A 15,629-nucleotide genomic window follows, 5' to 3' on the forward strand; every position below is an offset into this window, starting at 1 on the left:
TAGGCTTAAATCGTTGATTTAGTAAGCACATAAACAGATTTGAGCTACGTTTTAGCTTAAACTACCTAGGTTTGCATAACGTAAGCTTAATTAATCAGGGATTCTCCGGTGAAGTTCATAAAGCGATTGTTTATTTTCGTATTGGTTTGCACGGTACTTGGGGTCGGGACCATTGTTGGTTTCTACTTCTACGTAAAACCAGAGTTGCCCGATGTGGCGACTTTAAAAGATGTCAAACTGCAGACACCAATGCAGATATTCACTCAAGACGGCAAGCTGATCTCACAGTTTGGTGAGAAGCGACGTATTCCGGTCACCTATGATGAAATTCCCCCACACCTGATTGAAGCGCTGATCGCGACAGAAGACAGCCGTTTCTACGATCACCCCGGTATCGACCCTATTGGTATCGCACGTGCTGCTGTTGTCGTTGCTCTTTCAGGCTCGGCCAAGCAAGGTGCGAGTACGATCACTCAGCAGCTGGCACGTAACTTCTTCTTGTCCAATGACAAAAAGATCATGCGAAAAATCAAAGAGATCTTTATCGCTATTCACATTGAACAACTGCTGAGTAAAGAAGAGATCCTTGAGCTGTACGTGAATAAAATTTTCTTAGGTTACCGTTCGTATGGCTTTGGCGCAGCAGCACAGACTTATTTTGGCAAAGATCTACAGAACCTAACGTTGAGTGAAATTGCCACCTTGGCAGGCATGCCAAAAGCCCCGTCAACCATGAACCCTATCTACTCGCTTCAGCGTGCCACCAGCCGTCGCAACGTTGTCCTTAAGCGTATGCTGGATGAAAAGTACATCACTGAAGATGAGTATCAACAGGCCCGTGCTGAAGAGATCATGTCGCGCTACCATGGCGCAGAGATTGAACTGAGTGCACCTTATGTAGCAGAGCTGGCTCGTGCATGGATGGTCGCGCGTTACGGTGAAGAAGCTTACAGCTCAGGAATGAATGTCTACACCACCGTGGATTCTAAGCTGCAGTCTGCTGCCAATGAAGCTGCCATCAATAACCTGCTAGCGTACGATGAACGTCACGGTTACCGCGGCGCTGAAAAAGTCCTGTGGAAAGCAGGTCAGACAGCATTCGATGAAGAAAAAATTGACGACACTTTGGACCGAGTGCCAACTTACGGCTCCCTTCTCCCTGCGGTCGTCACACAAGTCACAGCCCGACAAGCGACTGTCTGGGTGAAAAACCAAGGCGTCAAAACGCTCGAATGGGATGGCATCAAGTGGGCGCGTAAATTCCTCACCGATGACCGCCAAGGCCCAGCACCAAAAGCGGCCACGGATGTACTGGAAGAAGGTGAGCAAATTTGGGTCCGTCAGGTAGAGACACCTGTTGAAGATGGCGAAACACAAACTGCTTGGCACTTAAGCCAGGTGCCAAATGCCAATACAGCGTTTGTTGCCATGGACCCAGAAAATGGCGCAGTCTTGTCTCTGGTTGGCGGTTTCAACTTCGTTCACAATAAGTTCAACCGCGCGACGCAATCCGTGCGTCAGGTTGGCTCCAGTATCAAACCGTTTATTTACTCGGCGGCTATCGATAAAGGTCTGACTCTGGCAACATTGGTCAATGATGCACCGATTAACCAGTGGGATAAGAGTCAAGGGACAGCATGGCGCCCGAAAAACTCGCCTCCAACTTATATCGGCCCAACTCGATTAAGAATCGGCTTAGCGCAATCTAAAAACGTCATGGCAGTGCGCGTGCTGCGTGAAGTGGGCTTAGATGAAACGCGCCAGTATCTGACTCGATTTGGCTTCAATATTGATCAGGTACCACGCTCTGAGACAATTGCTCTTGGTGCTGGCAGTCTGACACCAATGAAGATGGCACAAGGCTACTCAGTGTTTGCCAATGGAGGCTACTACGTTGAACCACATTACATCAGTAAAGTGGAAGGCCCATTTGGTGATGTAGAGTTTGAAGCGACACCGAAATCCATCTGTCGTCAAGACTGTGAACAAACGGCGACAGAAACCGTCACTAACGAGTTCCAGGAACAAGACGTTGATCCTCAAGATGGTCAAACACCTCAATACGCGCCACAGGTGATCTCTGAGCAGACCGCCTTCCTCGTGCGTGAAATGATGTACAGCAACATTTGGGGTGGTGGTAACTGGCGCGATGGTACTGGCTGGAACGGTACCGGCTGGCGAGCACAAGCACTGAAGCGTCGCGATGTGGGCGGCAAGACGGGTACCACTAATGACTCGAAAGATGCGTGGTACAACGGCTATGGACCAGGCATGGTTGCCGTATCCTGGGTCGGTTTTGATGACCACAACCGTAAGCTCGGCCGCACCAAGCCAAACAGCAATTTGGGCAAAGGGCAAATTTCCGGCGCCGAAGCCGGCGCGAAAACCGCTCAGCCAGCTTGGGTTGACTTCATGCACACCGCCCTAGCGGGTGTACCTGCTCAGCAGAAAGTCATACCGCCGAATATTGTTCGCGTAAGAATTGACCGTGATTCAGGGCTATTGACCAACAAGTTCGACTCAAGCTCGATGTTTGAGTACTTCCTTGAAGGGACGGAGCCGACTGAATACGTCACTGATGAAATTACTGACAGCATCTATACCTCTGCTGAAAGTGAAGAGTTGTTTTAACCAGCATCAAAACAAAAAGGGCGGATGTCATGACATCCGCCCTTTTTTATTAGCTAAGATTTACTTAGCTTCAAGCTGATGCTTTATTGCTTCAGCCAGCTGTTCGAAACGAGCACGCAGCGGCGAACCAGGGCGGTACGCCAGTACAATGCTACGAGAAGGCACTGGGTTAGTCGCTCGGACATAACACACACCATCTTTTTGCTTTTCTTTCGGTAACGATAACTCGGGTAACAGAGTGATACCTGCCCCTGCAGCAACCATGTTACGCAGAGTTTCAAGACTCGTCGCTTTAAAACGCTCATCATCTTTTGCCCCAGCGGCAAAACAAAAACCCAGCGCCTGATCACGCAGGCAGTGCCCATCACCCAGTGCAAGCACGGTTTTGCCATTCAGCTCCAGCATGTCGATCTCTTCAAGAGCAGACCATTCATGATCACACGGTACGGCCACGCTCAATGGCTCTTCATATACTGCAATCTCTTTGAATGGGGCCGTTTCTGCTACCGATGCTAAAACCAGACAATCGAGCTTGCCATCTTCCAACTGACGTACCAACTGGTGAGTCTGTGCTTCATGCAAGAACAGTTCTAGCTCTGGGAACTGTTCCTTCAACGTCGGTACGATTTTCGGCAATAGATAAGGACCAACTGTTGGAATAAAACCTATGTGCATTGGCCCTGTCATGGCTTCACCTTGACCATTCGCCATATCACGAAAGGTTTTTACTTCTGACAGAATACGTTTGGCCTGATCCACCAGCTGTAGACCAGCATCGGTAAACAATACTCTTCGGCTGCTACGTTCCAGTAAGGCAGTACCCAATTCATCTTCCAATTTACGGATCTGTCCGCTCAGTGTCGGCTGGCTGACAAAGCAGGCTTCAGCGGCCTTACGGAAGTGGTTGTGCTCAGCGAGCGCTACCAGATACTCAAAATCACGGATATTCATCTTGCTAATTTACCTATCTCGATACGATAGAAAACATCTATCAAAACCATAGCATTAAACGATTAGAGCTATCAAAGGAAATTTAGAATAATAACCTCATCGAAACAAAGTCACTTAGCAAAAACACGCTAAGCTCTAATACGAATTAATCAGAATCTACCAAAGGACACTACTATGTTTGCGTCAAAAGAAGGTCAAAACGTTCCACAAGTTACATTCCCAACTCGTCAAGGTGATGCTTGGGTTAGTGTCACCAGCGATGAGCTGTTTAAAGGCAAGACAGTGATCCTTTTCAGTCTACCAGGTGCATTTACACCAACCTGTTCATCGAGTCACCTACCTCGCTACAACGAGTTGTTCCCTGTCTTTCAAGACCACGGCGTCGACGAAATTATCTGTGTCTCTGTGAATGACACTTTTGTGATGAACGCTTGGAAAAATGACCAGGAAGCAGACAACATCACTTTCCTACCAGATGGTAACGGTGAATTCACGGATGGTATGGGGCTACTGGTTGACAAGAACGATCTTGGCTTTGGCAAACGCTCATGGCGCTACAGCATGCTGGTTAAAGATGGCGTGGTTGAGAAAATGTTCATTGAACCAAACGAGCCAGGCGACCCGTTCAAAGTGTCTGATGCAGATACTATGCTGAATTACATCGCACCTAACTACAAAACACAGGAATCGATCACTGTATTCACTAAACCAGGCTGTCCTTTCTGTGCCAAGGCGAAACAAAATCTTATCGACCACGGTCTTCAGTATGAGGAAGTGATTCTGGGTAAAGATGCAACAACAGTAAGTTTGCGTGCTATTTCAGGCCGTACAACGGTACCTCAGGTCTTCATCGGTGGTAAGCACATTGGTGGCAGCGAAGAGCTTGAATCTTACCTAGGCTAATTGTATCGCTACCTCGATTCTCCGGCTTTCCCTAAGGTCGGAGAATCTATTGCAGAACCAAGCCGCTATCTTAATTTTACTCTGGCAGCGGAATCAAATTCATCCCCCAGGTTGGCTAGGAAGCCTGGAAAGACAAAGCGAGAACTCACAATGAAACAGCTCAATGTCGATGTTGCTATTATTGGTGGTGGTACAGCCGGTCTAGGCGCATATCGCTCAGCCAAAGCGCATACCTCTAGTGTCGTTATGATTGAAGGTGGGCCATACGGAACAACCTGTGCTCGAGTGGGCTGCATGCCATCTAAGCTGCTGATCGCGGCTGCAGAAAGCGTGCATCAGATAGAAAAAGCACCGGGCTTTGGTATCCATCCGCAAGGTGAGGTTGTCATCAATGGCCGTGAAGTCATGGATCGCGTCAAGAGAGAGCGTGATCGCTTCGTTGGCTTTGTACTTGAAGGCGTGGATGAGATCCCAGCTGAAGACAAAATCGCGGGCTACGCTAAATTTGTCGACAACAACACATTGATGGTGGATGACCATACCCAGATCACGGCCAAACGTATTGTGATTGCAACAGGCTCTCGCCCGGCTTATCCGGGTGTCTGGAATGAGCTAGGGGATCGTTTGGTCATTAATGATGATGTGTTTGATTGGGATGATCTGCCTGAATCGGTAGCCGTCTTTGGCCCGGGGGTGATCGGCCTTGAACTGGGGCAGGCACTGCATCGGCTCGGCGTTAAGGTCAAACTGTTTGGCCTCGGCGGTCAAGTAGGGCCGATAACAGATCCTGAAGTGATGGCCTATGCCGACAAAGCGTTTAAAGAAGAGTTCTATCTTGATGCTGACGTGAAAGTCGAAAGCATGCGACGCGTAGAAGGTGAAGATAAAGTCGAGATCCAATTCATCAATCACGATGGCGAGCTGGAAACCTTCATTGTTGACTATGTACTTGCTGCGACGGGTCGCCGTCCAAATGTCGATCAGTTGGCAATTGAAAATACCCAAGTTGCCCTTGATGAACGCGGCGTACCAACAGCCGACCATTACACACTGCAAACATCAGTAGACAATATTTTTATCGCCGGCGATGCCAGTAACCAGATTCCGTTGCTCCATGAGGCGGCAGATCAAGGCCGAATTGCCGGTGACAATGCAGGTCGCTATCCAGATATCCGAGCAGGATTACGTCGTTCGTCAATCTCAGCGGTATTCTCTGACCCTCAGATTGCAATGGTAGGTGAATCCTTTAAACAACTTGAAACCCGTCTAGGTAACTGTGGCTGCTTTGCGACAGGAGAGGTGTCATTTGAAGGTCAAGGTCGTTCACGCGTTATGCTACGCAACAAAGGCATCTTGCATGTCTATGGTGAACAAGGTACCGGGCGTTTCCTAGGGGCTGAAATGATAGGACCTAATGCTGAGCATCTTGCACACTTACTGGCGTGGGCACATCAAAATAAGATGACCGTTTCAGAAATGCTCGATATGCCTTTCTATCACCCAGTGATTGAAGAAGGAGTTCGCACTGCTCTGCGGGACCTGAATGCGAAACTGCACTTAGGCCCAGAGATGATTAAACACTGTCTTGATTGTGGACCGGGTTGCTAACCCTAAACAAAAAATAAAAACGAGCCAATTGGCTCGTTTTTTATCATATAGACTCATTATTTCTCAGCTGCAATCACAGAGATCTCCACCAACAAGGCTTCACGCGCCATATCAGCAGTAACACATGCTCGAGCTGGAGCGTGACCTTCAGGAACCCATGCATCCCATACCGCATTCATTTCCTGGAAGTCTTTCATGTCCTTCAAATAAATCGTCGCAGACAACATATGCTCCTTGTCACTGCCCGCTTCAAGCAGCAGCTCTTCAACTTTATCCAACATAGTTTGCGTCTGTTCAGTAATGCCTTTCGTCGCATCCGCACACACTTGCCCACATAGGTAAATCGTGCCGTTATGCTTCACGATACGGCTCATACGTTGTTTAGTTTGTTGACGTTCGATCATTTTTATCACTTTCACGTTAGCTTGAGATATTATCAAAGCACATGTTACCCAATAAACGATGCTCATGACATGCGACTACTGTAAAAATAGCAACTGGTTCTGGAAAAAAATAGGCCGTTGTCAGCGATGTATGGATCAGCTTACTGTGCTATCAGTATTGTGCTGGGTTATCTGGTGGTTTGCCTTCAGAGATAACCCTCTAAGCATAGAGTCTATCGCTTTGATCATCGCAGGGTTCGCATTTAACAGCTTGTTATTCCTTCACCTCTGGATGCGCTTTGTCATTTTACCTTGGCGGCGCAGAAACAAAAAAGGTTAGAGGTAATGGGTTTTGGGGAAACATTCTCGGTACGAGAAAAGAAAAAAGCCCCAAAATCAACGTCGATTCTGGGGCTCTCTTAGATTCTTCTAAGAAAAAGCAGTGGTACTTTAATAGACCCTGCCTTTTGAATAAGGTTCCCAAAAACATTCGATCTTTTTTGATCTTTCTTCGAAAACCTTAACCATCAATGCGTTAAGCAACATTTGCTCGCGCGATAGATTTCTCAACCAGATTCACTTCTAACGCAACTTCATCACAAGCGTGCTGGCGAGGGCACTGATCACAATCTTTAAGCACTTTCTCCGGTAATAGCGACTTCGATGTCGGTAGAAAACTTTGCTTCATAAAGAACTCTGGAGTACGAGTCAGAACGAACACTTTCTTGATCGCCATCTGGCGCGCTTTTTCCACCAAGTATTGTACAATCGCGCTTCCCTGACCTTGCCCTTGCCAGCCCGCTTCGACACCCAGTGAACGAATCTCGGCCAGCCCAGAGTCATAGACATAGAGCGACGCACATCCAGTCACCTCGCCATGGTGCTCTGCAACGGCGAAAGAGCCAATATCTCTCACCAGTTCACTGCGAGAACGAGGTAAGTTCTCCCCCATATTGGCCCAGTAAGTCACCATACCTTCTAGCGCTTCAATATCCGTCAAACGCGCAGGACGAACATTCACCGCAGAGGTATCCCGTTTGATAAGGCGCCCTTCCGCTTGCTCGACTGCATGAGCGACTTGCTTTGGCGAAACCCCGCCCAGAGCACTACGCTTCTCAAGGCACGATTCTATCGTCAGTATGCTGTAAACATCTTCTTCTATGACTGAGGAGAACTCTTTCAGTTCCGCAATCGACAGTTCCTCTAACGCACAACCTTTCGCAATGGCTCCCACTACTGCAACACCCACAATGTGGTGTGCCTCACGGAATGGGATGCCTTTAGCCACCAGATAATCTGCCAACTCAGTGGCATTCGCATAGCCTTGTTTCGCAGCTTCCAATGTACGCTCGCCGTTTACTTTGATGCCATCGAAACAAAGCGCCGCCATTTCCATACAGTCGTTCCAGGTGTCTAGCGCATCGAACAGCCCTTCTTTGTCTTCCTGCATATCTTTGTTGTAAGCGAGCGGCAATGCTTTCACCGTCATCATCATGCCAGCCAGTGAGCCGTAGACCCGCCCTGTCTTACCACGTATCAGCTCCAGCGCATCTGGGTTTTTCTTTTGTGGCATCAACGACGATCCTGAGGTCACAGTATCCGCCAATTCGATAAAGTTAGACTCGCCCGAGTTGTAGAAAATCATATCTTCTGCCAAACGCGACAAGTGAAGCATAGAAATAGAGGCTACCGACATCAGCTCCATGACATGATCACGGTCGGAAACCGAATCCAGTGAGTTCCGTGTCGCGCGGCGAAAACCAAGGTTATGCGCCAGCTGCTCCCGGTCGATAGGGTAAGCCGTTCCTGCCAAAGCACCGGAACCAAGCGGGCAAGTATCTAAACGTTCGATGGCGTCATGAAGGCGCGAGTAGTCCCGCTCGAACATTTCCACATAAGCCAAACACCAATGGGCAAACGTCACCGGCTGGGCACGCTGCAAGTGTGTGTAGCCTGGCAGAACCGTTGCCTGATGCTCTTTCGCGACCGATACCATTTGAGATTGCAGACGATCCAATGCCATCAGTAGCTGTTGACCTTGCTGACGACACCAGAGTTTAAGGTCAGTCGCGACCTGATCGTTTCTAGAACGGCCTGTGTGCAGTTTTTTGCCTAAGTCACCCACTTTGCCAATCAGTTGTTGCTCAACCCATGAATGGATATCTTCCGCGTCAGAACGAAGGATCTGATGAGGATCTTCCATCACTTCTAGCTTAAGTTCATTCAACGCCAGTTCTAGCTTCTGTTGCTCTTCTTCATTAAGCACATCCACTGATAACAACGCTTTCGACCAAGCGATTGAGCCCACAATATCTTGTTCTGCCAATCGGTAATCAAAGCGCAATGAATCGTTAAATTCTTTGAATCTCGTGTCTGCTGCTTGGGTAAATCTTCCGCCCCATAATGCCATTGCGTATCTCCTGATTACCGGTGCTCACTGTCAGTGCGAACAGTTTTTGATCTATTGCTATTTCTGGGTGAAACCCAGTATTTTTCTGATGGTTCAAACTTACGGCAATTCAAACCAAAAATAAAGTATTAATTCATTATTTCTACATATTTATTCATGGGCATTTTAAGCGCTGTTGTTTTGGTTACCAAAAAACAACGAGCCCATTTGCTAAGCAAATGGGCTCGTCAGCTAGATAAGTTAAGGGTTACTTTTTCTGACTATTCAGCGCACGAATACGGCTAGACAGTGAGTAAAGGCGAATGAAGCCTTCTGCATGGCTTTGATCGTAAACTTCATCTTCACCAAAAGTAGCAAACTCTTCACAATAAAGGCTGTTCACTGAGCGCTTCTGGGTCACCGTAGCTTGACCTTTATACAACTTAATCACGACTTCACCGTTTACATTTTGAGCCAGTTCTTCTGACGCTGCGAGAATGGATTTACACAATGGTGTGAACCAACGGCCGTCGTATACAAGATGAGAAGCCTTAACGCCTAGTTCTTCACGGAATTCAAATGCGGTCTTATCCAGTACCAGCTGCTCAACAGCACGCAGCGCTTCCATCATAATCGTGCCACCCGGAGTTTCATAACAACCACGAGACTTCATACCAACCAGACGGTTTTCTACAATATCGATACGGCCAACACCATGCTTAGCACCTTTTTCATTCAGGTAAACAAGTGCGTTGTATGGCGTCATGTTTTCACCATCCACGCCAACCACTTCGCCTTTTTCGACTTTCAGCGTAACGTATTCAGCTTCATTCGGAGCTTGCTCAGGATCGGCTGTCCAAACCCAGCAGTCTTCATTAGGCGCATTCCACGTATTTTCCAGAACACCACCTTCTGTTGAGATGTGCCATGCATTAGCATCACGTGAATAAATCTTCGTTAGTGAAGCCGTACAAGGAATGTTGCGTTCAGCAAGGTAGTCCAGACACTCTTCACGGCTAACCAGATCCCATTCGCGCCAAGGGGCAATCACATGAAGATCAGGGGCCAAAGCGGCAAAAGCGCCTTCAAAACGTACTTGGTCGTTACCTTTACCTGTACAGCCGTGGCAAAGGGCATCGGCGCCTACTTTACGCGCAACCTCAACCTGAGCTTTCGCAATGATTGGGCGAGCCATCGATGTACCCAACAAGTATTTGCCTTCGTAGTAAGCACCTGTTTTCAGCGTCGGGTAGATGTAGTCTGCGACCATTTCTTCTTTCAGGTCAGCGACATAACACTCAGATGCACCTGAAGCCTTCGCTTTTGCTTCGATGCCTTCTAATTCTTCTGCACCTTGACCAACATCGGCCACAAACGCGACCACTTCACAATCATAGTTTTCTTTCAACCAAGGGATAATCACTGAAGTATCCAGACCGCCAGAATATGCGACTACTACTTTATTTACTTTTAACTTGCTCATTTTCTTTTCTCCAAAATCCCGGCTCTGCGCGTGGCGGTCAGTGCTACGGGTGACTTTTTCGTTCTTTTTGTTGTGCTCGTGCCTTAACACAAGCGACTAATTCTTAGGTAAAAATTGTGTCCCGATGCTTTGCCCAGCAAACAGCTCTGCGAGCTTTTCTGGATAACGCCAGGTAGCCACTTCTATTGGTCGGCCTAAATCGTTAGCCGCTTCCAGTGCTGCATTGACTTTGACGATCATGCCGTCAGTGATTACCTGCGCATTGATCAGACTTTGTGCTTCTTGCTCATCTAAGCTTTTGATCAGATGGCCTTTGCCATCCAAAACGCCACTGACGTCTGACAATAGAACAAGCTCGGCATCCAAGGCACCTGCAACGGCAACCGCCGCTTGGTCAGCATTGACGTTCATCATCTGACCTTCTGCAGTCAGGCCAATTGAGCTAATAATAGGTAATGTATCAGCGGATAAAATCGCCTGTAACACGGTAGAGTTACCTGGTGTCGCTTTACCAACAGCGCCTAGTTCTGGATCCAACTCTTCAACCTGACACAAGCCACCATCAGCAAGGGATAACCCGACAGCATTCAAACCGTCTTTGATCGCCTGCCCCTGAAGCATCTTGTTCGCCGTACCGGCTAAAGCACCTGCTATCAAGGGAATTTGCTCATAGGGAGTCACACGAAGCCCGTCTTTTTTCAGCGTTTCAATCTGAAGCTGAGCCATAAGATCGTCCACTAGATAACCTCCTCCATGGACGATCACGATTCGTCGCTGAGCCTGCTTTTGATAGTCAGCAATTGCACTAAAAACCTGACTTAACGTCTCAGTACACGAAAGGGCAGCACCGCCCAATTTGATCACTAATGGAGTTGGTTTGTTATCTGTCATTACTTTTCCCTTTACCAACTTGCTTATACAAGGGCAGTTAACTCTGGAAATCCGTAGTGGATATTTAAACATTGCATCGCTTGACTCGATGCACCTTTAAGCAAGTTATCAATCGCAGAAACGACAATGATATGCTCGCCTTGTACCTTCCAACCAATATCGCAGAAAGGTGTATTTTCAACATGTTGAATACTGGGTAACGTCGCTTGGTGCAGGCGCACCGCAGGTTTATTCTCATATGCCGTATTAAATGCTTTTGAGATCTGCTGCTCACTCACTCCGCTAGCTAACTTCATAGTGATGGTCGCAAGGATGCCACGTTTAAAGTTACCTAAGTGAGGGGTAAAAATTACCTCAGTCCCCAGATGAGTCGCGATCTCAGGTTGGTGCCTGTGGCTGAACACACCATAAGGCTGCAAACTCACTTCACAGAAACTGTTGGTCATCGATGCTTTTCGACCAGCTCCTGAGACACCACTGGTTGCGTTGATTACTGGCCACTGAACAGAATCCAGCAAACCCGCCTCGACCAAAGGTTTAATCGCAAGCTGTGAGGCTGTTGGGTAACAGCCTGGTACAGCAATGAGCTGACTCTGTTTAATGGCGCTGTGGTTCCATTCAACAAGACCGTAAGCTGCGCTATCTAGCCAATCTTCATGTTGATGCTCAAAACCATAAAATTCGTTATAGAAGCCGTGTTTCTTAACTCGGAAAGCGCCCGACAAGTCGAATACCTGACAACCTTGTTTCAAAAACGTAGGCGCAATGTCGTGGCTGACCTCATGGGCAGTAGCAAGAAAAACTACATCGCATTCCGCCGCTACAGCATTGATATCTTTCAAAGGCTCTACAGGCTGACTGATAATACCCGCCAGTTTTCCATGTAGCTCAGAGATACATTTACCGGCATCAACACTATTGGCGGAGACATATAAACCTGATAGCGTAAGTTGTGGGTGTTTATGCACCATAAGTGCTAACTCAGCTCCGGTATAACCGCTGGCGCCAATAATTGTAGTTTTGAGCATCTCAGACATCCATTAAGACCTTAAAATCGTCACCCAACCAGTGACTATAAATTTAATAAACTTAGCTTTTAATGGTTTTTTATTCATTAAAACTGATTTATTATGTGTTTTACCTTCATTATTGATTTATGTCAACAGGCAAAGCGAACTTAATATGCAAATACCCAGTTTTCTTGAGGTCTACAAAGGCCTGATTTCTACCTCTTCCATCAGTTCAACCGATCCGAGTTGGGATGAAGGGAATGCAAAAGTCATTGAAAAGCTTGCCAGTTGGATGCAAGACATAGGTTTTGAAGTCGACATTATCGAAGTCGAACCCGGGAAGTTTAATCTGCTAGGTAAAATAGGAAGCGGTGAAGGAGGGCTGTTGCTGGCTGGTCACAGCGATACAGTACCTTTCGATGAAGGTCGCTGGAATTACGAACCTCATGCCCTCACGGAAGCGAATAACCGCTTCTACGGTCTAGGAACGGCTGATATGAAAGGTTTCTTTGCCTTCATTCTTGAAGCTGTAAAGAAGGTTAACTGGAGTAAACAAAGTAAGCCGTTATATGTCTTAGCGACTTGTGATGAAGAGACGACCATGCTCGGTGCGCGTCATTTTACCGATAACGCACCATTCAAGCCAGACTATTGCATTATCGGGGAGCCTACTAGTTTGGTTCCGATACGAGGCCATAAAGGCCATGTTGCCAATGCTATTCGAGTCACAGGCAAATCTGGCCATTCGTCAGATCCGGCTTTAGGAGTCAACGCCATTGAAATCATGCATGAAATCCTTTTTGCCATGATGCAGTTGCGTGACAAGCTCATCAAAGAGTATCACCATCCTGGGTTCGCGATTCCAAGCCCAACACTTAACCTTGGCCACATTCATGGTGGAGACAGCGCTAACCGCATCTGTGGTTGTTGTGAGCTTCATTATGACGTACGCCCTCTGCCTGGGATAAGCCTTGATGGCTTGGACAACATGCTTCGTGGCGCCTTAAAAGAAATCGAGACCAAATGGCCTGGCCGGATTGATATAACACCTCTACACGAACCGATTCCTGGTTACGAATGTCAGCATGATCATCCTTTTATAGGAGGCGTGGAAGAGATATGTGGCACTGACTCAGAAACTGTCAATTACTGTACTGAAGCTCCCTTCCTTCAACAGCTATGTCCAACGCTAGTACTTGGCCCGGGGTCTATTGACCAAGCTCACCAACCGGATGAATTTCTGGCGTTTGAGTTTATCGACCCTACTGTCGAGATACTTTCCAAAGCTATATATAAATATTGCTTCTAGCCAACCTAAGACGAGTACTTCAGCACTCATCTCCAGATATAAACAAGCCCGTTGCGCCAGCAGCGGGCTTTAGATTTCATATTCTAGAAACTACGAAGCCCGATCTGGAGATTGGGCTTCTATATAAACATCGGTTCGATTGAGTTTGTAGATTCCTACAACCAAACGCAAGTTGGATTTGTTCCCTTGAGGGGAATAGCTTTGCTCCTAAACGACAAAACCCAGTCCTTAGACTGGGTTTCTCAATAAGTAGCAGAAGGTGGAGACACCGTATAAGTGATAACTGAGTTCGGATTTGCACTTAAACTGGGCTCGTTGGCCACAGACCAAAAAACAATACTGCAGATACGAAAAAGCCCTAACATCGCTGTTAGGGCTTTCTCTGAATAAGTGGCGGAGCGGACGGGACTCGAACCCGCGACCCCCGGCGTGACAGGCCGGTATTCTAACCAACTGAACTACCGCTCCGCACTGGTTAGACTTAAAGTCTAAATTTAAAGCCTGGCGATGTCCTACTCTCACATGGGGAAGCCCCACACTACCATCGGCGCTATTGCGTTTCACTTCTGAGTTCGGCATGGAATCAGGTGGGTCCACAACGCTATGGTCGCCAAGCAAATTCTTTATCAATTTGCTCGCAAATTCAAACGCACTTTAGTGCGGCCCTTTAGGGTGAGATTTGCTTGCAAATCGAATAATTCGGAAAGCTGTTTTTAAGTTCTGTATTTACACATTCAAAGTTCTTGCTTTGAGTCCATCAAAACCCTTTGGGTGTTGTATGGTTAAGCCTCACGGGCAATTAGTACAGGTTAGCTCAACGCCTCACAACGCTTACACACCCTGCCTATCAACGTTCTAGTCTCGAACAACCCTTTAGGACTCTCAAGGAGTCAGGGAAGACTCATCTCAGGGCTCGCTTCCCGCTTAGATGCTTTCAGCGGTTATCGATTCCGAACTTAGCTACCGGGCAATGCCCATTGGCATGACAACCCGAACACCAGAGGTTCGTCCACTCCGGTCCTCTCGTACTAGGAGCAGCCCCCTTCAATCTTCCAACGCCCACGGCAGATAGGGACCGAACTGTCTCACGACGTTCTAAACCCAGCTCGCGTACCACTTTAAATGGCGAACAGCCATACCCTTGGGACCGACTTCAGCCCCAGGATGTGATGAGCCGACATCGAGGTGCCAAACACCGCCGTCGATATGAACTCTTGGGCGGTATCAGCCTGTTATCCCCGGAGTACCTTTTATCCGTTGAGCGATGGCCCTTCCATACAGAACCACCGGATCACTATGACCTGCTTTCGCACCTGCTCGAATTGTCATTCTCGCAGTCAAGCGGGCTTATGCCATTGCACTAACCTCACGATGTCCAACCGTGATTAGCCCACCTTCGTGCTCCTCCGTTACTCTTTGGGAGGAGACCGCCCCAGTCAAACTACCCACCAGGCACTGTCCTCAACCCAGATAATGGGTCTAAGTTAGAACATCAACACTACAAGGGTGGTATTTCAAGGACGGCTCCATCGATACTGGCGTACCGGTTTCAAAGCCTCCCACCTATCCTACACATGTAGGGTCAATGTTCAGTGCCAAGCTGTAGTAAAGGTTCACGGGGTCTTTCCGTCTAGCCGCGGGTACACTGCATCTTCACAGCGATTTCAATTTCACTGAGTCTCGGGTGGAGACAGCGTGGCCATCATTACGCCATTCGTGCAGGTCGGAACTTACCCGACAAGGAATTTCGCTACCTTAGGACCGTTATAGTTACGGCCGCCGTTTACCGGGGCTTCGATCAAGAGCTTCGACTTACGTCTAACCCCATCAATTAACCTTCCGGCACCGGGCAGGCGTCACACCGTATACGTCATCTTACGATTTTGCACAGTGCTGTGTTTTTAATAAACAGTTGCAGCCACCTGGTATCTGCGACTCCCGTTAGCTCCATCCGCAAGGGACTTCACCGACAGGAGCGTACCTTCTCCCGAAGTTACGGTACCATTTTGCCTAGTTCCTTCACCCGAGTTCTCTCAAGCGCCTTGGTATTCTCTACCCGACCACCTGTGTC

The 15,629-nt window shown here is 47.9% G+C and carries 11 protein-coding genes, 1 tRNA gene and 2 rRNA genes; 5 read left to right on the forward strand and 9 right to left on the reverse strand.

Annotation, left to right across the window (positions count from 1 at the left end):
• The first annotated feature begins 108 nt into the window (after positions 1 to 108).
• Positions 109 to 2,631 (forward strand): penicillin-binding protein 1A, encoded by a 2,523-nt coding sequence (locus VIC_RS00565; protein WP_006957162.1) that lies wholly within the window; start codon positions 109 to 111, stop codon positions 2,629 to 2,631.
• A gap of 60 nt (positions 2,632 to 2,691) precedes the next feature.
• Here VIC_RS00565 and oxyR read toward each other — a convergent pair whose 3' ends face one another.
• Complete coding sequence (gene oxyR / locus VIC_RS00570; RefSeq protein ID WP_006957163.1) at positions 2,692 to 3,582, reverse strand: DNA-binding transcriptional regulator OxyR; 891 nt, start codon at positions 3,580 to 3,582, stop codon at positions 2,692 to 2,694.
• A gap of 174 nt (positions 3,583 to 3,756) precedes the next feature.
• Between oxyR and VIC_RS00575 the strand changes: the two genes are divergently transcribed.
• Positions 3,757 to 4,485, forward strand: a complete 729-nt coding sequence (locus VIC_RS00575; protein WP_006957164.1) for a redoxin family protein — start codon at positions 3,757 to 3,759, stop codon at positions 4,483 to 4,485.
• 150 nt (positions 4,486 to 4,635) lie between these two features.
• Positions 4,636 to 6,093, forward strand: a complete 1,458-nt coding sequence (locus tag VIC_RS00580) for a dihydrolipoyl dehydrogenase (RefSeq protein ID WP_006957165.1) — start codon at positions 4,636 to 4,638, stop codon at positions 6,091 to 6,093.
• 56 nt (positions 6,094 to 6,149) lie between these two features.
• Here VIC_RS00580 and VIC_RS00585 read toward each other — a convergent pair whose 3' ends face one another.
• Positions 6,150 to 6,497, reverse strand: coding sequence for a RidA family protein (locus VIC_RS00585; protein WP_006957166.1), 348 nt, complete (start codon positions 6,495 to 6,497; stop codon positions 6,150 to 6,152).
• A gap of 64 nt (positions 6,498 to 6,561) precedes the next feature.
• Here VIC_RS00585 and VIC_RS00590 point away from each other — a divergent pair, with 64 nt between their 5' ends.
• Complete coding sequence (locus VIC_RS00590) at positions 6,562 to 6,816, forward strand: DUF3624 domain-containing protein (RefSeq protein ID WP_039951089.1); 255 nt, start codon at positions 6,562 to 6,564, stop codon at positions 6,814 to 6,816.
• 195 nt (positions 6,817 to 7,011) lie between these two features.
• Here the strand turns inward: VIC_RS00590 and argH are convergent, their stop codons facing one another.
• From argH to argC, 4 genes are all read right to left on the reverse strand, one after another.
• Positions 7,012 to 8,886 carry an argininosuccinate lyase gene (gene argH, locus VIC_RS00595; protein ID WP_006957168.1) on the reverse strand — a complete coding sequence of 625 codons (1,875 nt, stop codon included), beginning with the start codon at positions 8,884 to 8,886 and terminating at the stop codon, positions 7,012 to 7,014.
• Positions 8,887 to 9,133: 247 nt separating this feature from the next.
• Positions 9,134 to 10,348: an argininosuccinate synthase gene (locus VIC_RS00600; protein WP_006957169.1), complete on the reverse strand. Its 1,215-nt coding sequence runs from the start codon at positions 10,346 to 10,348 to the stop codon at positions 9,134 to 9,136.
• Positions 10,349 to 10,444: 96 nt separating this feature from the next.
• Complete coding sequence (gene argB, locus VIC_RS00605; RefSeq protein ID WP_006957170.1) at positions 10,445 to 11,239, reverse strand: acetylglutamate kinase; 795 nt, start codon at positions 11,237 to 11,239, stop codon at positions 10,445 to 10,447.
• Positions 11,240 to 11,262: 23 nt separating this feature from the next.
• Positions 11,263 to 12,267, reverse strand: coding sequence for an N-acetyl-gamma-glutamyl-phosphate reductase (gene argC, locus VIC_RS00610; RefSeq protein WP_039951085.1), 1,005 nt, complete (start codon positions 12,265 to 12,267; stop codon positions 11,263 to 11,265).
• Positions 12,268 to 12,421: 154 nt separating this feature from the next.
• On the opposite strand from argC, the gene argE reads away from it, so the two are divergent.
• Complete coding sequence (argE, locus tag VIC_RS00615) at positions 12,422 to 13,558, forward strand: acetylornithine deacetylase (protein WP_006957172.1); 1,137 nt, start codon at positions 12,422 to 12,424, stop codon at positions 13,556 to 13,558.
• 391 nt (positions 13,559 to 13,949) lie between these two features.
• Here the strand turns inward: argE and VIC_RS00620 are convergent.
• From VIC_RS00620 to VIC_RS00630, 3 genes are all read right to left on the reverse strand, one after another.
• Positions 13,950 to 14,026: transfer RNA gene (locus VIC_RS00620), tRNA-Asp, on the reverse strand.
• A gap of 31 nt (positions 14,027 to 14,057) precedes the next feature.
• Positions 14,058 to 14,173: ribosomal RNA gene (gene rrf, locus VIC_RS00625) — 5S ribosomal RNA — on the reverse strand.
• Between the two features lie 163 nt (positions 14,174 to 14,336).
• Positions 14,337 to 15,629: ribosomal RNA gene (locus VIC_RS00630) — 23S ribosomal RNA — on the reverse strand; the annotation flags it as partial.

Origin of the sequence: Vibrio coralliilyticus ATCC BAA-450 (assembly GCF_000176135.1) — a bacterium.
GTDB classification, from domain to species: domain Bacteria; phylum Pseudomonadota; class Gammaproteobacteria; order Enterobacterales; family Vibrionaceae; genus Vibrio; species Vibrio coralliilyticus.

Coding starts and splice junctions, on each gene's coding strand:
- VIC_RS00600 (WP_006957169.1), bottom strand. CDS start 10,348: ATGAGCAAGTTAAAAGTAAATAAAGTAGTAGTCGCATATTCTGGCGGT.
- VIC_RS00575 (WP_006957164.1), top strand. CDS start 3,757: ATGTTTGCGTCAAAAGAAGGTCAAAACGTTCCACAAGTTACATTCCCA.
- VIC_RS00585 (WP_006957166.1), bottom strand. CDS start 6,497: ATGATCGAACGTCAACAAACTAAACAACGTATGAGCCGTATCGTGAAG.
- argC (WP_039951085.1), bottom strand. CDS start 12,267: ATGCTCAAAACTACAATTATTGGCGCCAGCGGTTATACCGGAGCTGAG.
- oxyR (WP_006957163.1), bottom strand. CDS start 3,582: ATGAATATCCGTGATTTTGAGTATCTGGTAGCGCTCGCTGAGCACAAC.
- argH (WP_006957168.1), bottom strand. CDS start 8,886: ATGGCATTATGGGGCGGAAGATTTACCCAAGCAGCAGACACGAGATTC.
- argE (WP_006957172.1), top strand. CDS start 12,422: ATGCAAATACCCAGTTTTCTTGAGGTCTACAAAGGCCTGATTTCTACC.
- VIC_RS00590 (WP_039951089.1), top strand. CDS start 6,562: ATGACATGCGACTACTGTAAAAATAGCAACTGGTTCTGGAAAAAAATA.
- argB (WP_006957170.1), bottom strand. CDS start 11,239: ATGACAGATAACAAACCAACTCCATTAGTGATCAAATTGGGCGGTGCT.
- VIC_RS00580 (WP_006957165.1), top strand. CDS start 4,636: ATGAAACAGCTCAATGTCGATGTTGCTATTATTGGTGGTGGTACAGCC.